Here is a 19,397-nt window from a genome sequence, read left to right on the forward strand (position 1 = left end):
CACCCCCCCCCCCCCGAAAAGGTGGAATAGGCAACTTATCCAAGGAATTAAAATTTTCATCAATTGGTATTTTATTTCTTCCTAATCTATCAAGCGATTTGATGTATAAAATATCACCACTTCGAAGAATACGCTTCATTAACTGATATTCAGATCTTTTAAAATCTTTACCACTGGATTTTTCTATAAATATATATTCATCCTGTATTCCAAGTTATTTAGCCGTAGCAATTTGTCTTTCTAAAGATTGGGCTTTACTACTTACTCTTACATAAAAAAAACTTCTCATCCTATGTAGCTCCTTCTTAAACTTTATATGAAAATCATAATAACATTTCAAAAACTACACGATAAAAGGCATTCAAAATAATTATATATTATATTGAATGCCCTTTTGCTATTTATTGGTTCTAAAATTCAATATAATGTGTCATGAGGTGGACAAATAAACACAAGCCAATTTATTGCGGTTTTTAGTTGCTATTTTGTGTTTATTTTTCCCCCTCATTTTCGACTCCGACTGGGGGTGCATCATGCAATTACAGTGAAAAATGATAGTGATTTTGCGTTATTATTAATATATGAATTAATTGTCTTTGTGCGTATCAATGAATCACTTATAGTAGAATATATCTCCCATTTATATTTAATATTTAAAATCACGATGCACAATGCTGGGACAAGCTTCATAAAATATCTTGAGAACATACAGGATGTCTTGTCTATTTTTATTTAGCGTAGATATTGTTAAGAATTACCCTATTACTTAGTGGGGGATTTCTAACTTCCACTATATTTTAAATATAATAAGGAGCTGTATCAACATGGAAGAAAAAAATAAATGTCAATCCGATATACAAAATCTTGAGAAACAAATGAACATTCTCTTTGAATGTATAGACAAAATAATAGTTGCAGAAATAAAACGTATAGATTCTAATAGAGCTATTGATACAAGTGCAGTGGTTCTTGCTAATGAAAAAGCTATAGCTCAAGCATCGGTCCTAGCAGGTCATGTTGCAACTTCAGATGAAGCTCTTAAAAGCCTAATTGATAATATTAATAATCATCTAGATGAAAGACTAATGGTGTTAGAAAAAAGCAGATATGAAAGTGAAGGCAGAAAAGGATTATCAACATCTTTGTTAATAATGATTTCAGGTCTTATAGGCGGATTAATTGTTTTTATAGTTCAGAAATTGATAAGCTTATAGTAATATATTTTTATTGTATCTAAAATAATAACGAAAGTAACACAAGTGTAATTGTGTTACTTTCACTTTTGCTATATTACTCATTGTTAGTTTTGTTATAACAATTAAAGATATATGTACTAGTACTTAACACTTATATTTAATCTACATTGGTATGTGCCACTTTTAAGATAACATTTATCCCAGTTTAATATATTATATATGGGACCTTTTCCATATATAATATATTAAATATCGCTAACTTACCGGAGTGATATATCCTAACTTAATTGCTAGATAAAAAAGAAGGCAATTGTATATAATGGTACCTATAGGAAGGACACTTTTAAAAAAAGTGTTTGGATTATAGGTGCTTTTTTTGTATAATTTATATATAGATAGGATGGTGGAAAATGAGTAAAATTTTATTTACCAAAAAAAATATTTTAAAGCTTGAAAAAAATAAAAATGTCAAAAATGTTAGTGAATGTGGAATTACGTATGACTTTAAATTTAAAATGTTATTTATAAATGAATATATTGCTGGAAAACTACCAAGACAGATTTTTGCCGAAAATGGATTTGATATAGATGTAATAGGGTTAAAAAGAATCGAGCAATCAGCATATAGGTGGAATGCAGCATACAAAAGGGATGGAATAATAGGGTTAGAAGACACAAGGAAAACAGCAAGCGGTAGACCACGCTCTACCGAGCTTACTAAGGAAGAAATAATAGCGAGGCAAAATGCTAGAATAAACCTACTTGAGGCACAGGTAGAATTGTTAAAAAAATTAGACGCGAAAGAAAGGCGGGTGGTACAAAAAAATAAGAAAATTAAATCAAGCGATGCTTTTAAAACTATAAAAGAAGTTATTGAAAAATATAGCTTTGTAAATGTAATTGGATACTTATGCGAATTATCAGGAGTGTCTAGATCTGGTTATTACAATTACATTGCTTCAAAGGATATACGGGTAGAACGCGAGCAGCGTGATTTAGAGGATAGAGACTTAATACTAAAGGCATTTAATCGAAGGGGCTATAAGAAAGGATCTAGATCTATTAAGATGATATTAGTTAATGAATTTAATATTATATATAGTTTAAAACGTATCCGTAGGATTATGAACAAATATGAAATAATATGCCCTCACAGAAAGGCAAATCCATATAGAAGAATTGCTAAAGCAACAAAAGAGCATAGCGTAGTGAAAAATATTTTGAATCGCGAATTCAAGCAGGCTACGCCGGGGAAGGTTCTGCTTACTGATATAACATACTTACCATACAGTAATAGTAAAATGGCTTACTTATCCACAATTAAGGACTCCTCAACAAATGAAATATTAGCATATCAAACTTAAGATAGAATAACACTAGATATAGCATTGGATACAATAAAAAAGCTAGTTAAAACTAAACGAGTAACATTAATAAAAGATGCATTTATTCATTCAGATCAAGGTAGTCATTATACAAGCCCAACATTTCAAAAGTTATTAAAAAAACATAAATTAGCACAATCAATGTCACGTAGAGGTAACTGTTGGGACAATGCTCCACAAGAATCATTCTTTGGACATATGAAAGATGAGATAGATTTAAAGTCCTGTACTACTCTTGAGAATGTTAAGAAAATCATAGATAAGTATATCACATATTATAACAATTACAGATACCAGTGGGACTTGAAAAAGATGACTCCTGTGCAATACAGAAATCACCTTTTAGCATCCTAACACTCTTTTTTTTATATTGTCCTTGACATAGATACCGGTTTAGTATGCCCTCTTTCTTTCATTTTAAATATATTTTATAACAGAATGCAACACGATTTTTTATTTTAAAAGTTGTGTTGTTGTTAATGGTCCTACAATTCCATCTGATTTTAACTTTCTTGAAACCTGAAAATTCTTAACTGCTATTAGGGTATTAGGCCCAAAGTATGAATCAGCTCCAGTTTTTCCGCAGTTAAATCCTAATGAAATAAGTCGTTTCTGTATAAAACGTACAAGCTCATTATAAATTCCTGAAGTAACAAATGTTTTATCTATAACTTCATTTGTATGGATACCTTTAATACCATCCTCAACAAGATTGTGCCTATTTTTGTCTGTTAATCCAACTAAGTTGGCAGCATGTTGAAATGCCTTTACAACTAAATTAACAGGTACAGGTGGAATTAAACTAAGAAATATACCTGTACTAAATTTATTTAAATCTACAGGCCCATTTATTCCGTTTACGCTTCCGGAATCTGAATATTGAAAACCTATATAATTAGCTGCATCTGGTTTTGAGACTCCATAATGTGCAACCCACAAAGGTATATTTATGACTGTATTGTCTAAATTATTTGCGTAGAAATAATCCCCTGTATAAATACATACTTCTTTTTTATTTGATGTCAGGTAATTGGCAAACAGTCTTACATTAGAACTTATTTTAGTTACAGCTTGTCCTAATGTTACTTCTACATCTATAGCATATTTACAGTCTACTGAAAGTCCATTTATAGTGCTTAGAAAATATTTTGCCTCTAATATTGGATCATTTGCTCTTAGATAATGATAAAAGCCAATTTTGAGTCCGGCTGCTTTTGCTCCATTATATTGTGGTATTAACAAAGGATTGGTGTAAGCGATTCCTTCAGTTGCCTTAATATAAACTATTTCTATCCCACTGTTTTTTACTTTTACAAAATCTACATTACCTTGATAACTAGATATATCTATTCCTTTCATTAAATTTCATCTCCTATAAATTTTAATTGTCTGCACTTACTGGATTTTTCTTTGTATTTCTGTAGTCTAATAAAACAATAGACTCTATATTTCTCTACAGTTTTCTTTAAATATATTTGTAAGGCAATTTATTTCTCACTTTAATATCTACTAATTTTGTTATAATAATTTGGCTATTTATTAGAATGTTTAATATACATAACTATTAATAACATAGTAACTGACTATATACAGAGTTTTAAATTAATATTTTCTGTTTTATAATCTTTTACTTATATATATTATGAATATTTTTATATAATGTACATACAAAAAGTACTGCACTATTTAAATAATGCAATACTTAATAGTTTGTTTTCACCCAAATCATCAACAATAGGCTAGGAGTCAAGTATTGAATAAGTGAGGAAGGATATTTTTCACTAAATACAACGATGAAATAGTGGAACCTCATCAATCATTAAGGTTGATGAAACCACCTTTAAATTGGCTAAGCTTGGAGTTAGTAAATGTTATCAGGGGATAGGAATAGGCACAAAGGTTATAGAAAAATGTTTGCTTGCCGTGAATCAACAATCAGTCAAAAACCTTATCCTCTATACAAACCACAAGCTCCTTTCTCTGTAAGGTTCCTGACCCTTGGGCTCCAGATTACAGCTATGTTCTTGATACCCCTAATTAAGAATATACACTACTTGTATGCATGATTTTTAACTTTATCCACGCTCCAAATTCCATACCATCATACTAATTATTTAGTACAAGTTTATGATATAGATTTATAAAAAATTTTGATCAAAATACGCTTTGCTTTGTTTATCAGAATGACCTATTTACATTTAAGTATAATAAGTTATTTAATTGAATAGCATATATATGAGGAACGTAAATTTAACTGTTCCTCATATGATATTTATAATTAATCGTCTTTATTTAAACATTTCCAAATAAAGTTTTTGATTTTTTCCATAGCTTTTCTATATCCTTTGCTCCATATTCTTGTTTCATAGTTATAATTATCAAGTGGCTTATTTATTTCACTCTCAATATAATTTAGTATCTGGTATAGTTTTTTTTCTAACATCTATATACATCTCCTCATTAGATAAAATATGCTAAGGTTTTAAAAATGGGACAAGTTATAGATTGTATTTCGTTATCTTGTATGCGGATAAATTATTAATTTATAAAAACAATAAAATAATATAGATATATGGCGTATAGCCAACGTTTCAGAAAAACTCACGTTAAGGAGTTAAATCAGTAGTTTGTTTAAATTCCACCTTTTTAATAATTTCCTTAACATTACAACCCACGCTTTAATAAAAAAGACTTGTTAATTTCCATACTGAGGGAGGTTGTGTTATCGTATAAGTATATTTACCAATATCTCGAGAAATTTACATAATAGTATATATTATATAGGGGAGACTACAAATATGGAAGAATCAAAAGAAAAAGTAACCCAAAGATCCATATCTCTTGGAGCAGATTATTATGTTATAAAACCTTTCGACATTAACGTATTAGTTCATCGAATAAGACAGCTGTTAGATCATACTATAAGTAGTTGTTACACTAAAAAACCGGTATCTCATTTTGAAAATACTGAAACTAAAGCAAATGAATGTGATATAAGTGAACCAGTTGATATGATTGCTCAGATAACTAACATTATTCATGAAATTGGAGTACCCGCTCACATAAGAGGCTATATGTATTTAAGAGAATCAATAAACATGGTAATGGATGATATAGAGCTTTTATCAGCAGTTACAAAAGAATTATACCAGTAGTAGGTAAAAGGTTTAATACAACTGGTAGTAGGGTGGAAAGAGGTATAAGGCATGCAATAGAAGTTGCATGGACTAGGGGTGACTTAGAAACTATTAATAAGATTTTTGGTTATTCTATTAGTAATGAAAAAGGCAGACCTACTAATTCACAATTTATAGCAATGGTGGCTGACAAGTTAAGATTACAAAATAGGGTTAGTTAGTTTGGTGTAGTTACTGACATTTTGTTTTTTACTTATTTATAACAATAAATTAGAAAGTAAAACCTGTGCGTATACACTTCCATATTTTACAACAGGGTCGTATCAGCCGACTAATAAATGTAAAATTTATATAAAGATTATATTGTGTAATTAAGGTCACACCCACATCATCATCGCCTAGCTAACCATTCATTCCCATATACTAGGTGGCTGATGCGACCCCATTACAAAAATTAGTAACAAAGTGAACAATTTCTGTTTGCTAATTTTGATACATGAAATTACCTCCTTAAATTGTTTGGTAATTTCAGTATTGTCTTTTCTGTTAAATTATATAACAAAATCCTCAGGATTCAACATAAAAAGCATCATTTAAGTTACTTTCAAACATTCCTAAGGATTTTCTAAAGCTGAGGATAAGGCACGGTTATTATTAATTTCAAGCCTTCCATCAAGCCATCTCACTTTCTAATACACTTGACTCCATATTTTGCCTCCTTACATTTTATTATGAATTATTACTTACAATATTTTTAAATTATGTTACTATATAACTTAATATACTTCTTAGCTGAAATTTCCCAACTATTGTTTGAAAGCATGGCATTGCGAATTAATTTATTCCAGGAAGCTTTGTCTTTATATAAATCTAGAGCTCTATTTACTGCATCTAATAATTCATCACTCTTATAATTGTTAAAAGAGAAACAATTGCCATTACCCGTATATTTGCTATAAAAGATAACGGGGTCTTTTAACCCTCCAGTTTCGTGAATAATTGGAATACTTCCATATTTTAATGCTATAAGATGTTCTATACCACCAGGCTCAAGTAACGACGGCATTAAAAATATATCGGAAGCAGCGTATATTTTTTGTGCTGTTTTTTCATCAAAAACAATGTTTGTTGATAGCCTACTTGGATATCTAGAAGCATAAAATTGAAATATATCTTCATAATATTTCTCGCCATTACCAAGCAATACTATTTGAATATCAAGGCTAAGTAATTCTTGGAGTTTATCTATAATTAAATCTAAACCCTTTTGATTAACTAGGCTAGTTACAATTCCTACCATTGGCATATCTTCGTCTACGGTAAAACATAGTTCTTCTTGAAATCTCAATTTATTTTTCACCTTTTGTTTTATACTTTGTAAATCGTAATTATGAAATATTTTTTTATCCAATTTAGGATTGTAGAGTTCATAGTCTATACCATTTATAATTCCATAAAGTTTTTCAGCTTTGGATGACAATAATCCACCTAAACCTTCTTCATAAAAAGGAGTCTGTATTTCTCGTGTATAAGTATTACATACAGTAGTTACTGCATCTGAGAAAACAATTCCACCTTTCATGAAAGATATAGAATCATAAAATTTTAGTGCATCCTCATTAAAATAAATCTCCTCTAAATTTAATAACTCATTTAATATTTCTCTTGGAAATATTCCTTGATTTTTTACATCATGTATAGTAAATATACTCTTTATTTTACTAAATCCGGTGTCCTTACTATCGTTGGCTTTAAGTAAAACAGGTATAATTCCACATTGCCAATCATTACAATGAATTATATCTGGTGTAAAATCTACCATGTATTTTATAGATTCTAATATTGCTTTTGAAAAATAAGAGAATCTTTCACCATCATCGTAATATCCATATACATGAGGTCTCTTAAAATAATATTCATTATCTATAAAATAGTAAGGCACATCATCATAAGTTAAATATTCCAAACCACAATATTGGTTTCTCCATCCAACTTTCACTTTAAAAGTAGATATAGTTTCCATACAATTTTTAAAAGGCAAGGGAATACCACTGTATTTAGGTATAATTACTCTACAATCAATTCCAAACTTTCTTAGAGCTTTAGGTAGTGCATATACCATATCCCCAACGCCTCCAGTTTTTATAAAAGGATACGCTTCAGAAGCCACAAATAACACTTTAATACTAACCCCTCCTCTTAGTTTTTTAAATTATGCAATTTAAGATTTTTTTATTGCAATAGAATTTAATTTGTATCATTTTTTAACTGAAAAAATGGATATAATTAAAAGTTTAATATTTATAAATAATGAGCTGAAATGGTAACTTCATTATTGTTTACTCAAAGTAGAGATATTAATTCTCCCTGTCTCTTATTACAAATTATTAACTCGGCAGCCCATTTTTCTTTCTCTTCGCTTTTCAAGGCAATCTCTTTATATGCATTAATTAACTCAGCTGTCCTATATAATTCCTCTCTGATTTGAAAAACATGTTCCTTATTAGCAATAATTAATTCAGTCACGTTGTTGGTTTTTTCTTCAATTTCTTTATTTGAAAAACATGTTCCTTATTAGCAATAATTAATTCAGTCACGTTGTTGGTTTTTTCTTCAATTTCTTTTAATCTTATTTCTAATTGCTCTGTTTCTTGTATGTAAAAACTATCATCCATATGCCATTCCCCCTCGTTATATACTTTATTGAGACTAAAATACTAATATTATCTAAGCAACCATAGAAATTTATATGCTGCCATGCAACTGGAAAGATATGTGCCAATATTTTTCATTTCCGTTTTTGTTCCATTGATATAGATACACCATCTCGTGCATTTTGTAAATAATAATTGTTAATCAGCTTGTCCAACTCTTGACTTAAATAAATTACTTTATAATCAGTAAGATTTTCAGTAATTTGTATTAAATTTTCTAATTTTTCTCTAAATAATCCTATTTCATCATTCATAACTCCTCCTTGGTAATACTATTATTTGTTTATGTAATTTTATCTAAGGTGAGTGTGAGTTCTTAACAGTTTATGACGAAGTTATTTAATTTTCAAATTATTATTAATTGTTTTTTTATCTTTCTTTGCTTTTTCCAGCGCATCTTTAATAACCTTATCAAGTTTATCTGAAATAATTATCTGTTCAAATCCATTTTCAATTTTACCAGTCATCTATATATACGCCTCACCTAATTCTATTTTCAATATTGCTAAAGCTCTTCTCAAATAAACCTTTACAGTTCCCTCTGGTAAATCAAGAACTTCTGATACTTGACTAATAGTCATATCTTCAAGATATTTCAATATAACAATACTTTTAAACCCTTCACTTAATTTATCAATTGAATTATAAAGGTCTATATTGCTAGCTATTTTAAATTCTGTGTCTAAGCCTTCATCTTTTGTATTACCGATTTTTTTGTAATCTTCAATATAGATTACTTTATTATCATGCTTTAATATGCAGTTACAAGTATTTATAAGAATTCTAATAATCCATGTGTTAAAGAATTTTGGTATTTTAAGTTCATTCATATTCATGTAAGCCTTATATATGGTTTGACTTACAGCATCTAAAGAATTTTGCTCGTTTTTTAAATACGCAAAAGCAATCCTATACATCTTTTCTTTACATGTGTCTATTGATTTGATAAAAGCTTCATCATCTTGCTCTTGAGTCCTTTTTATTATTATAATTGGGCCCATTTCCACACCTCCTTTCTTTACCTTATAACACTAATTTTATACTTATAACACTAATTAGATAGTTATAAGTATAAGAAAGTTACAATTTATTTGGATTATTTTACAACAATTTAATCGAAAAAATTGTTGTATTTTGCTTTATTTTACAACATTATAGGTAATAAAGAGAAGTGCAGAAATATGTATGAATTTATAAAAGAATATGAAAAGTGAAGGAAAATAGCCTAACGTAAGTGTTAGACTTTTTTGAAAGCAAAGTGAAAGTGTAACACAAGTGTAATTGAGTTAATTTCAAAAACATAGTAAAATTCAATATAATTAATAAAAGCAATAACTCCAAAGATATAAGCTTATATCTTTGGGCTATTGCTTTGGTAGAATGTTTTAATTAAATCATATATTTTTATAAAGTATTTAAAAAATTATTAAATTCATCAGCATTTGTAAAACCTAACTGGGTAGCGTACGCTAAAAAAAATGCAGTCCCATAAATATAATTTTTACTTTGAAAATTTCAGAGTTCCCTCTGGTAAATCAATAACTTCTGATATTTGACTATTAGTCAAAGCTTCAAGATATTTTAATATAACAATACTTTTTAACTTTTAATATGTCGTTACAACACTTTATAAGAATCCTAATAATCCATGTTTTAAAAAAACGTTGCATTTTAAGTTCAGTCATATTCATATAAGCCTTATATAATTTCATTTACAGCATCTAAAGAATTTTGTTCAATGTATCAAAAATGACTATATATAGACAATTAAAGGTTAAAGAATTAAAATCTTATATAGTTAATCAGATACATATAACCTTTTATATGAGCAGTTATTGAAAAACTACGTAAAGATAGTGAACTTGTAAATGATGCTGATATTAGAAGATTGCCTCCATTAGGTTATGAACATATTAACATTGTGGGTAAATATTCATTTGATTTATTGGAAGAACTTGCAAACCCAACTATATTATCAATTTTAGGTGCTGTTTCAGAATATTTATATTTTTCCTTGATAATATTTAAATCATCTTTGTCATCAGTTAATATTTTTTGAAAATAATTAAATTAATTTGTACATAGCTATAATTTGAACGTTAATGGTATAAATTGTATTTCTTATTGCCGTTTTTGTTCCATTAATACAGATACCCCCTATCGTGCATTGAAGTTATTTAATTTTAAATTATTAATTGTTTTTTTATCTTTCTTTGCTTTTTCCAGGGTATCTTTAATAACTTTATCAAGTTTATCTGAAATTTTTATATGTTCAAAGCCATTTCCCATTTTAGTAGTCATCTATATACACTCCTCACCTAATTCTATTTTCAATATTGCTAAAGCTGTTCTCAAATAACCCTTTACAGTTCCCTCTGGTAAATCAAGAACTTCTGATATTTGATCAATAGTCATGTTTTCAAGATATTTCAATATAACAATACTTTTAAACCCTTCACTTAATTTATCAATTGAATTATATAGGTCTACATTGCTAGCTATTTTAAATTCTGTGTCTAAGCTTTCATCTTTTGTATTACCTATTTCTTTGTAATCTTCAATATAGATTACTTTATTATCATGCTTTAATATGCAGTTACAAGTATTTATAAGAATTCTAATAATCCATATGTTAAAGAATTTTGGTGTTTTAAGTTCATTCATATTCATGTAAGCCTTATATATGGTTTGACTTACAGCGTCTAAAGAATTTTGCTCGTTTTTAAAATACGCAAAAGCAATCCTATACATCTTTTCTTTACATGTGTCTATTGATTTGATAAAAGCTTCATCATCTTGCTCTTGAGTCCTTTTTATTATTATAGTTGGGTCCATTTCCACACCTTCTTTCTTTACCTTATAACACTAATTAGAGCACTATAAGGTAAAGAAAGTTACAATTTATTTGATTATTCTTTATTATATTTGAAAATCACTTTGCTTTATCTATTTCACACACTTATTTATTATCTGTTTTATCAACTAATCGGCGGCAAAAGTTCAATTCTATTAACCACCAGGTTTATTTCTTCCACTAGATACATATAACCTTTTATATGAGCAGGTACTCATATTTGATGAATAATATCAGTTATTTGAGTAATCATATCAATAGGTTTACTTATATTAATTTTAATTTCATCATTATCATTATAAGTAAGTTTTTTTTTACATTATCACTCAACATCTAATAATATCACGTCTAGTCATCGCTATAGGTTATATTTTACAACAATTTAATTGAAAAAAATTGTTGTGTTTTGTTTTGTTTTGTTTTGTTGTATTTTAGATAGTAAAGAGGAAGTGTGGAAATATGTATAAAATTACACTTAAATTACAACAGATGAGAAATCTTAAGCATATGGCACAAAAGAGATTAGCATTTTTAGCAAATATATCGCAAGGCCATCCCATTGGAGGTATTTGTTCTCAGTTCTATTCATTTCTAATTCGATAAATTTGTAGCATTTAAGCATATTGTAGAAATCAGTACATAAATTATAGTTTTTTAGCCTATTTTAAGAAAAACTCTGGATTATTAATTTTAAAATGCAGTAAAATAGAACCCATCTAGGATACACATATCACAAACCATGTGAGCAGCTTCCAAATCAAAAGTAAGCTAATGGTTGGTGTTCCTGGAAATAATGTAGAAGGAATGTAACATATATTCCTAAGTGATTAATACGGAAGATTTATAAGAATTTTATTCTTAAATTACCCAGATCATATTTGTGCTAGAACCAATATTGAATGGCTAAAAAGTGTTATATCTATGGTATCTTTAACCGGAAATCTTTTGATGTTAAGTGATACTATCGAAGATTATAATAAAGAACGGATAAGTATAATCAAGAAAACTCTGCCTGCACTTACAACAACGGAGTGTACAAAAAATAAGTTAGTTTCATCACTTATTAATATTTCCTATATTCTTAACAATCTCAGAAATAATATCTATTCTTTTAAACGGGGTCATAAGATAATATCCATCTACATAAGGATAGATTTCCTGTGCAATATCAGTAGATATTTTAACTGCTAAAATGCTCGCTTCTTCTTTTGAAATATCCTTGTATTGATCCATAATTTCCTCTGAAACATTTATCCCTGATATTTCATTATTCATAAAGCAAGCATTTTTATAACTTACAATGGGAAAAATTCCACCTAGAATTTTAGCAGGCAACTCAGCATGTGCTAGTTTTAAATTTTCTACAGCTTGCTTTGATAAAATGGGCTGCGTTAAAAACATAGTAACTCCATTTTCTATTTTCTTTCTTGCATGCAATAGTTGGCTATCAAAATTTATAGCATTTAAATTTAAAGCTGCGCAGATATTAAATGGAGCTTTAAATGTTTTTTCATTTAAATTAGTTATATAACTTGCAAGTATTGCAGAATTAAAACTGAACATTGCCTTAACCTCATCGCGCTGTGCCGTAGGCACCGGGTCCCCAGTTACCACTAAAACGTTATTTATCCCCTCAATGCTTAGCCCTAAAAGAAGCGCTTTTGTTGCATTAATGTTTCTATCACGGCATGTCATATGAGGAATAGTTGTTATGCCCAGTTCTCTTTTTAACTTACAAGCTAGCAAGCTACTATCTACCCTTACTCTTGCAATTGGGCAATCTGCGATGGTTATAGCATCTACCCCTTGCTCATTAAGAGTTTTAGCACTATTCATAAAAAAGTCTATTTCTGTGTCAAGTGGTGGATCTAATTCTACCGCAATAATTTTTTTACCAATCCTGATTTTTTCTAAAAGAAGGTTTTTAACAATCAATTTCTCAATCTTAGTTTTCTGAACTTTCACCCTTGGAATAATTTCGCCCATTGATAACCTTTCGATATTTTCAACAGTTTCCCTAATAAATTCCGGGGTTGTACCACAACAACCCCCTAAAATAGCAACACCTTCTTTGGCTATTTCTATCATTTGCAAAGCAAAATATTCTTTAGTATTATTGAAAGTAGTACGATTATTTACTATTGTCGGATACCCGGAGTTTGGCATAATCGATATGGTTTTATTTTCTATATTAAGAGTTTTAATGTATTTTAGTAAGTGATACGGCCCAGAAAAACAGTTAAATCCACATGCATCTATAGTTTTCATCTTTGAAATTTTCTCTATAAACTTTTCACCAGATCTACCAATCCTTGTAATACCTTCTGGCGAAACAGCAAATTCCATTAAAATATATGCATTCGGATTTTTCTCTTTAATATACCTTGAAATCTCAGGAAGATACTCATCACTACTAAATGTTTCAAATATGAAATGTGTTGCTCCTAGATCTAAATATACATCTACTATTTCCTTAAATGCATCCCATAAATCTAGCATTTCTAAAAATGGGATTGGACCAATATCTGCAAAAACTAAAACATCAGTGCCACGTGAGGCCTCCTTAGCTATTTCATAACCTTTCACAATAACCTCTTTAACTGTGTCAAAATCACATTCAAGGCTAATTTTATTAGCTTCAAATGTATTAGTTCTAATGGCCCTAGAACCTGCATTTATATATTCCTTATGTATATTCAGTATGGTATTTCTATCATAAATATTTGCAAGTTCGCATTTAGATAATGGATCTTTACAAATACTTGCATAATATGTGCCCATTGCACCATCAAAAATTAATGGCTTACCTTTAATATTCATATATTTCCACCTCCCTCAAAATAAAATTATCTAATTTTCTTTTAAACCACGAAATTATATTTAGACTAATCATATCAAATAACAGAACATTAATCTATATATAATATTATATATCAAAATAATAAAAACCAGCGAAAACTAATCATAAAAAGATTAAATTTTCCTGGTTATTTTTTTATAATTATACCACTAAACTTTCCTTAGAACCACTGACTAACCGCATTTAATATTTTATAATTAGTTAAATCATAATGAAGTGGAGTCACCGTAACATATCCCTCTTTGTGATATATTGTGTCTGAATGTTGCTCATGTTTATCTATTAATTCACCTTTAATTTTATACTGAGTCTCATTATTTCCTACAATTGATTGTATATAAGTATTGTTATACAATCTACTGCCAACTTTACATACTTTAATTCCCTTTATCTCATTCTGCTTTAGCATGGGAATATTCACATTCAATACAATATTATTTCCAATATTATTTTCTTTAGCCTTTAGCAGTATTTGACCAGCATATTTCGCTGCCATTTCATAACTTTCCTCATTTTCAGTATTTTGCAAAATTTCCATAGAAATCGCCATAGCCGGTATTTCATAAATAGTTCCTTCAATAGCTGCAGAAACTGTACCAGAATATAGGACATCTGTGCCTAAATTTAACCCCTTATTAATTCCTGATACTACCATATCTATCTTATCATTAACAAGCTTATTAATTGCAATTTTTACACAATCAGCAGGTGTTCCATCAACGCTGAAAGCTTTTGACTTTAATCCGGCAAGCTTCATTTCTCTCACAACAAGTGGCCTTGTAAGTGTTATTGAATGCCCACACGCACTTCGCTCTGAATTTGGTGCTACGATGATTACTTCATGATTCTTTTCAAGTTCCTTAGCTAAAGCATATATTCCTTTTGCATTTATACCATCGTCGTTTGTAATCAGCAATCTCATTTTTATTCCCCCAATCATTTACTAACATATTATTAATTAATTTTATTATAACAAAACATGGTTCAGTGAGATACAAAAGATTTTAATATAATAACAATTACTTCACCTGTTTTTAGTAGGCATCATATGAATAGCTTCGCCCTTGAGCCCTAGTACAGCTTCTTCAAAAGCTTCAGACAAAGTAGGATGGGCATGGATAAGCCTTGCTATATCATCTACATTCATGTTATTATTTATAGCCATAGATCCTTCATGAATTAAGTCTGATGCATGAGGCCCCATTATGTGTACTCCAATAATTTTGTTGTCAAGTGTTGATATAACCTTTACTAGTCCCGCTCCCTCTCCTAATGCTAATGCCTTACCATTTGCCCCAAATAAAAACTTACTCGTTTTATACTCTACTGCTTTTTCTTTGACTTCATTTTCTGTTAACCCTACACATGCAATCTCTGGGAATACAAAAATGCAACTTGGTATTATAGCGCTTGTGCAAGAAGTTAAACATCCCATAATGCTTTCAACTACATTTTTACCTTGACGAGATGCAGCGTGAGCAAGCATATTTTTCCCATTTACATCTCCAATAGCATATATATTCGGGATATTAGTTCTATAATTTTTATCCACAATTATAACATTTTTATTATGCAATATACCCAAGTTATCCACATTAAGTCCTTCAATAGCGGGTATTCGTCCAACAGATACCAGTACATTGTCTGCAGCGTACTTTATTTCTCCATTTTTACCTTCAGCAGTAATAATCACCTTTTCACCATATTTTTCAATACTAATAACCTTTGTAGAAACATTAATATCTATGCCTTTTCTTTTAAGTGATAAGGCAAGTCTTTTTGTTAAATCCGAATCCACTTGAGCAAGAATGCTAGGTAGAAATTCTATGACGGTTACCTTTGATCCTAGTGCATTAAATATCCCTGCAAATTCCATGCCGATAACCCCACCACCAATAATTATCAAGCTATTAGGCACTTTTTTAAACTTTAATATTGACTCACTAGTAAATACTCCAGGAAGATTTATACCTGGTATATTAGGCATTGCTGGAATGGAACCAGTTGCAATAATTATATTTTTCCCTGTTATTTCTCTTAAGTCCCCATTTTCAAGTACGATTGAAACTGTATTTTTATTTTTTAAAGAAGCAGTGCCTAAAATTATCTCCACATTGTTAGCTTTTAATAATTGCTGAACCCCACAAACTAAATTGCTAACTATCTTATCTTTTCTATTTTGAATATCTTCTACATTAATGCTGTAACTATCCACCACTATTCCAAATTCGTTAATATTTTTTAAACTATTCAAAATTTCAGCATTCCTGTAAAGCGCCTTTGTAGGTATACATCCTCTGTTTAAACACGTTCCACCCAACTCGCCTTTTTCTATAATGCAAACATTAGCCCCAAGCCTAGCTGCTCGAATTGCAGCTACATACCCCCCAGGACCTCCCCCAATAATAATTATATCCCTGTCCACAACTTTCACCCCCTATATACCTTATCTAAACCATTTTAGTATATTTTAGAATCGGATTTCTAGCCGCAGAAACTTCATCGAGCCTTCTAACAGGAGTATTATATGGTGCATTCTTTAAAAGCTGCGGGTTTTCTCTTGCTTCCTTTGAAATATTAATCATAACTTCAATAAAAGCATCCATAGTTTCAATACTTTCCGTTTCCGTAGGTTCTATCATAATTGCATTCTCCACAATGCTTGGAAAATAAATTGTTGGTGGATGATAGCCATAATCTAAAAGCCTCTTAGCAATATCTAATGTAGTTACCTCACCTATTGCATTTTTTAAACCTCCTAACACAAATTCATGTTTGCAAACTCGCACGTGTGGTAAATAATAATAATCCTTTAATCTACTTTTCATATAATTTGCATTAAGCACTGCCATTTCACTCGCCTTTTTTAGTCCAGCAGCCCCCATAGAAAGTATATAAGAATATGCACGTATAAGCACACCGAAATTACCGTAAAAACTCTTTATCCTCCCAATAGATAATGGTTTATCATAACTTAGAATAAATTTTTTACCTTCTTTTTCTATTATCGGAACAGGTAAATATTCTATAAGATCTTTTTTAACTCCTACCGGCCCACTTCCAGGTCCACCGCCACCATGTGGCGTTGAAAATGTTTTATGGAGATTCATATGAACAACATCAAACCCCATATCTCCTGGCCTTGCTTTACCCATAATTGCATTTAGATTTGCTCCATCATAATATACAATCCCACCAGCATCATGCACTAGGTTTGATATTTCTTTAATATTCTCATCAAATAAGCCTAAGGTGTTTGGATTTGTTAGCATTAACCCTGCTACTTCATCACTTAATGATGATCTTAGACTATCTATGTCTACTCCGCCCTTATCATTAGATTTAATTTCTATAATCTCAAACCCTGCCACACTAGCACTTGCCGGATTAGTTCCATGAGCTGAATCTGGAACTATTATTTTTTTTCTATTAAAATCACCTTTATTCTCATGAAAAGCCTTTATAATCATAAGGCCAGTAAGCTCACCATGAGCCCCTGCTGAGGGTGCAAGTGAAACCTGATCCATTCCTGATATCTCAGCTAATTTCTCTGAAAGTTCATACATTAATTGTAGGGATCCTTGAATAGTCTTTTCGTTTTGATAAGGATGAATCTGAGTAAATGATGGAACACTCGCCATATCTTCATTGATTTTAGGATTATATTTCATAGTACAAGAACCCAAAGGGTAAAACCCACTATCTACCCCATAATTTTTATTAGATAATAAAGTATAATGCCTTATAACATCTACTTCGCTTACTTGTGGAAGAAATAAATTTTTTTTACTTAGTAAATACTCTGGTACCATTTCACTAATATCTATATTTGCAACATCGCAAGCAGGTAATTTATAAGCACATCTACCTTCTTTTGATATTTCAAATATTAATTTATTGTATTCCTTCATTTTATCTCCTCCAAAACACTTACCAGCTTATCCATTTCTGGTTTTGTTCTTTTCTCTGTAACGCAAAGTAATAAAGTGTTTTTATATTCCGGATAATCTACCTCTATATCATATCCACCAATTATGTTCTTTTCTAATAATAAATCATTAATAACATTAACGCTTTGGGTAGCCTCAATCATAAATTCCTTAAAGAAAGGTTTATTAAATACTGCATTATATTTTTCACTCTTTATAATTTCATTAAATGCATAATGTGCCTTTAACATGCTTTGATATGCCACCTCTTTTAATCCCTGCTTTCCCATAGTTGTGAGATAAATTGCAGCAGCTATAGCGTTTAAAGTTTGGTCTGAACATATATTTGAAGTTGCTCTTTCCCTTCTTATATGTTGTTCCCTAGCTTGAAGCGTTAATACAAAGGCTCTTTTTCCATCAACATCAACTGTCTGCCCAACAATTCTTCCTGGTACTTTTCTCATAAGTTTTGTTGTAGTTGCCATAAACCCCAAATATGGCCCACCAAAATTCATTTGGATTCCAAGAGACTGCCCTTCTCCTACTACAATATCTGCCCCTATTTCTCCTGGAGTTTTTAATATAGCAAGAGATATAGGGTCTACACTCATTATTAAAAGCGCTTTATTATCATGAGTAATCTTTTCGGCCTCTGTCATATCTTCAATAATTCCAAAGAAATTCGGATTTTGAACTATGACTCCTGCAACTTTATTATCTACAAGTTCTTTTAACTTTATAGTATCAGTAACTCCATCCTTTATATCCACAAGTATTAGCTCGATTCCTTTAAATTTCATATAAGTTTCAAGAACTTTTCTTATCTGAGGATGCACACTTTTAGATACAATAATTGTTTTTCTTTTAGTGTACTCCGTCGCCATAAAAGCTGCTTCAGCGCATGACGTAGAACCATCATACATAGATGCATTAGCAACATCTAGTCCTGTTAGACTGCATATAAGTGTTTGATATTCAAAGATAGCCTGAAGCGTCCCTTGGCTTATCTCTGGTTGATAAGGCGTATATGACGTATAAAATTCTGATCTTGAAACCAAATGCTTTATTATAGAAGGTATATAATGATCGTAAACTCCAGCTCCTAAAAAACAAACTAACTCCTCAGTACTTTTATTTTTACTGGATAGGCATTTAACTTGCTTTTGAACCTCTAGTTCTGACATTGATGGATTTATATTTAGTTCCCTATTTAATTTAATATCGCCTGGTATATCTTCGAATAATTTCTCTACAGAGGAAACCCCAATTTGTTTAAGCATCGATGACTCATCTTCTAAAGTATTCGGAATATATGGAAACAT

General features: G+C 30.1%; 18 protein-coding genes and 2 pseudogenes. 4 read left to right on the plus strand and 16 right to left on the minus strand.

Annotated elements, in window-relative coordinates:
* On the minus strand, positions 1–208 hold a 208-nt coding region (locus ACREVX_RS13750; protein WP_431544858.1), incomplete at its 3' end, for a recombinase family protein.
* Between the two features lie 616 nt (positions 209–824).
* On the opposite strand from ACREVX_RS13750, the gene ACREVX_RS13755 reads away from it, so the two are divergent.
* On the plus strand, positions 825–1,214 hold the full coding sequence (locus ACREVX_RS13755) for a hypothetical protein (RefSeq protein ID WP_431544761.1): 390 nt from the start codon (positions 825–827) through the stop codon (positions 1,212–1,214).
* A 392-nt stretch (positions 1,215–1,606) separates the two neighbouring features.
* Positions 1,607–2,935, plus strand: a pseudogene (locus ACREVX_RS13760) (IS3 family transposase).
* A 99-nt stretch (positions 2,936–3,034) separates the two neighbouring features.
* On the opposite strand, the gene ACREVX_RS13765 reads toward ACREVX_RS13760, so the two are convergent.
* Together ACREVX_RS13765 and ACREVX_RS13770 are read right to left on the minus strand one after the other, a co-directional pair.
* The gene (locus tag ACREVX_RS13765) at positions 3,035–3,940 is read right to left on the minus strand and encodes a GH25 family lysozyme (protein ID WP_431544762.1); all 906 of its coding nucleotides are present in this window, start codon (positions 3,938–3,940) and stop codon (positions 3,035–3,037) included.
* Between the two features lie 919 nt (positions 3,941–4,859).
* Positions 4,860–5,024: a hypothetical protein gene (locus ACREVX_RS13770; protein WP_431544763.1), complete on the minus strand. Its 165-nt coding sequence runs from the start codon at positions 5,022–5,024 to the stop codon at positions 4,860–4,862.
* Between the two features lie 631 nt (positions 5,025–5,655).
* On the opposite strand from ACREVX_RS13770, the pseudogene ACREVX_RS13775 reads away from it, so the two are divergent.
* Positions 5,656–5,939 (plus strand): annotated as a pseudogene (locus tag ACREVX_RS13775) (sporulation initiation factor Spo0A C-terminal domain-containing protein).
* A 533-nt stretch (positions 5,940–6,472) separates the two neighbouring features.
* Here ACREVX_RS13775 and glgA read toward each other — a convergent pair.
* From glgA to ACREVX_RS13815, 8 genes are all read right to left on the minus strand, one after another.
* Positions 6,473–7,903: a glycogen synthase GlgA gene (gene glgA / locus ACREVX_RS13780; RefSeq protein ID WP_431544860.1), complete on the minus strand. Its 1,431-nt coding sequence runs from the start codon at positions 7,901–7,903 to the stop codon at positions 6,473–6,475.
* 158 nt (positions 7,904–8,061) lie between these two features.
* Entirely contained in the window at positions 8,062–8,244 is a 183-nt protein-coding gene (locus ACREVX_RS13785; protein ID WP_431544764.1) for a hypothetical protein, read from the minus strand.
* Positions 8,241–8,393, minus strand: a complete 153-nt coding sequence (locus tag ACREVX_RS13790; RefSeq protein ID WP_431544765.1) for a hypothetical protein — start codon at positions 8,391–8,393, stop codon at positions 8,241–8,243. The genes ACREVX_RS13785 and ACREVX_RS13790 overlap by 4 nt, the downstream gene beginning before the upstream one ends.
* Positions 8,394–8,506: 113 nt before the next feature.
* On the minus strand, positions 8,507–8,686 hold the full coding sequence (locus ACREVX_RS13795) for an aspartyl-phosphate phosphatase Spo0E family protein (RefSeq protein ID WP_431544766.1): 180 nt from the start codon (positions 8,684–8,686) through the stop codon (positions 8,507–8,509).
* 81 nt (positions 8,687–8,767) lie between these two features.
* On the minus strand, positions 8,768–8,899 hold the full coding sequence (locus ACREVX_RS13800; protein ID WP_431544767.1) for a hypothetical protein: 132 nt from the start codon (positions 8,897–8,899) through the stop codon (positions 8,768–8,770).
* Positions 8,900–9,433, minus strand: coding sequence for a sigma-70 family RNA polymerase sigma factor (locus ACREVX_RS13805; protein ID WP_431544768.1), 534 nt, complete (start codon positions 9,431–9,433; stop codon positions 8,900–8,902).
* Between the two features lie 1,156 nt (positions 9,434–10,589).
* Positions 10,590–10,733 (minus strand): hypothetical protein, encoded by a 144-nt coding sequence (locus tag ACREVX_RS13810; protein WP_431544769.1) that lies wholly within the window; start codon positions 10,731–10,733, stop codon positions 10,590–10,592.
* Positions 10,734–11,267, minus strand: a complete 534-nt coding sequence (locus ACREVX_RS13815; RefSeq protein WP_431544770.1) for a sigma-70 family RNA polymerase sigma factor — start codon at positions 11,265–11,267, stop codon at positions 10,734–10,736.
* Positions 11,268–11,745: 478 nt separating this feature from the next.
* Here ACREVX_RS13815 and ACREVX_RS13820 point away from each other — a divergent pair, with 478 nt between their 5' ends.
* Positions 11,746–11,889: a hypothetical protein gene (locus ACREVX_RS13820; protein ID WP_431544771.1), complete on the plus strand. Its 144-nt coding sequence runs from the start codon at positions 11,746–11,748 to the stop codon at positions 11,887–11,889.
* A 453-nt stretch (positions 11,890–12,342) separates the two neighbouring features.
* Here the strand turns inward: ACREVX_RS13820 and ACREVX_RS13825 are convergent, their stop codons facing one another.
* From ACREVX_RS13825 to gcvPA, 5 genes are all read right to left on the minus strand, one after another.
* Positions 12,343–14,106, minus strand: coding sequence for a bifunctional homocysteine S-methyltransferase/methylenetetrahydrofolate reductase (locus tag ACREVX_RS13825; RefSeq protein ID WP_431544772.1), 1,764 nt, complete (start codon positions 14,104–14,106; stop codon positions 12,343–12,345).
* A gap of 200 nt (positions 14,107–14,306) precedes the next feature.
* Positions 14,307–15,068 carry a 5'/3'-nucleotidase SurE gene (gene surE / locus ACREVX_RS13830; RefSeq protein WP_431544773.1) on the minus strand — a complete coding sequence of 254 codons (762 nt, stop codon included), beginning with the start codon at positions 15,066–15,068 and terminating at the stop codon, positions 14,307–14,309.
* 102 nt (positions 15,069–15,170) lie between these two features.
* Positions 15,171–16,571, minus strand: coding sequence for a dihydrolipoyl dehydrogenase (gene lpdA / locus ACREVX_RS13835; protein ID WP_431544774.1), 1,401 nt, complete (start codon positions 16,569–16,571; stop codon positions 15,171–15,173).
* Positions 16,572–16,596: 25 nt separating this feature from the next.
* The gene (gcvPB, locus tag ACREVX_RS13840) at positions 16,597–18,057 is read right to left on the minus strand and encodes an aminomethyl-transferring glycine dehydrogenase subunit GcvPB (RefSeq protein ID WP_431544775.1); all 1,461 of its coding nucleotides are present in this window, start codon (positions 18,055–18,057) and stop codon (positions 16,597–16,599) included.
* On the minus strand, positions 18,054–19,397 hold the full coding sequence (gene gcvPA / locus ACREVX_RS13845; protein ID WP_431544776.1) for an aminomethyl-transferring glycine dehydrogenase subunit GcvPA: 1,344 nt from the start codon (positions 19,395–19,397) through the stop codon (positions 18,054–18,056). Before gcvPA ends, gcvPB begins: the two co-directional genes overlap by 4 nt.

It is taken from the genome of Clostridium sp., from assembly GCF_050717545.1.
GTDB lineage: Bacteria > Bacillota > Clostridia > Clostridiales > Clostridiaceae > Clostridium_AD.

Bases quoted from the DNA above. Each gene is read 5' to 3' on its own strand.
- ACREVX_RS13755 (WP_431544761.1), top strand. From the start codon at position 825: ATGGAAGAAAAAAATAAATGTCAATCCGATATACAAAATCTTGAGAAA.
- ACREVX_RS13765 (WP_431544762.1), bottom strand. From the start codon at position 3,940: ATGAAAGGAATAGATATATCTAGTTATCAAGGTAATGTAGATTTTGTA.
- ACREVX_RS13770 (WP_431544763.1), bottom strand. From the start codon at position 5,024: ATGTTAGAAAAAAAACTATACCAGATACTAAATTATATTGAGAGTGAA.
- ACREVX_RS13790 (WP_431544765.1), bottom strand. From the start codon at position 8,393: ATGGATGATAGTTTTTACATACAAGAAACAGAGCAATTAGAAATAAGA.
- ACREVX_RS13795 (WP_431544766.1), bottom strand. From the start codon at position 8,686: ATGAATGATGAAATAGGATTATTTAGAGAAAAATTAGAAAATTTAATA.
- ACREVX_RS13800 (WP_431544767.1), bottom strand. From the start codon at position 8,899: ATGACTGGTAAAATTGAAAATGGATTTGAACAGATAATTATTTCAGAT.
- ACREVX_RS13805 (WP_431544768.1), bottom strand. From the start codon at position 9,433: ATGGGCCCAATTATAATAATAAAAAGGACTCAAGAGCAAGATGATGAA.
- ACREVX_RS13810 (WP_431544769.1), bottom strand. From the start codon at position 10,733: ATGACTACTAAAATGGGAAATGGCTTTGAACATATAAAAATTTCAGAT.
- ACREVX_RS13815 (WP_431544770.1), bottom strand. From the start codon at position 11,267: ATGGACCCAACTATAATAATAAAAAGGACTCAAGAGCAAGATGATGAA.
- ACREVX_RS13820 (WP_431544771.1), top strand. From the start codon at position 11,746: ATGTATAAAATTACACTTAAATTACAACAGATGAGAAATCTTAAGCAT.
- ACREVX_RS13825 (WP_431544772.1), bottom strand. From the start codon at position 14,106: ATGAATATTAAAGGTAAGCCATTAATTTTTGATGGTGCAATGGGCACA.
- surE (WP_431544773.1), bottom strand. From the start codon at position 15,068: ATGAGATTGCTGATTACAAACGACGATGGTATAAATGCAAAAGGAATA.
- gcvPB (WP_431544775.1), bottom strand. From the start codon at position 18,057: ATGAAGGAATACAATAAATTAATATTTGAAATATCAAAAGAAGGTAGA.
- gcvPA (WP_431544776.1), bottom strand. From the start codon at position 19,397: ATGTTTCCATATATTCCGAATACTTTAGAAGATGAGTCATCGATGCTT.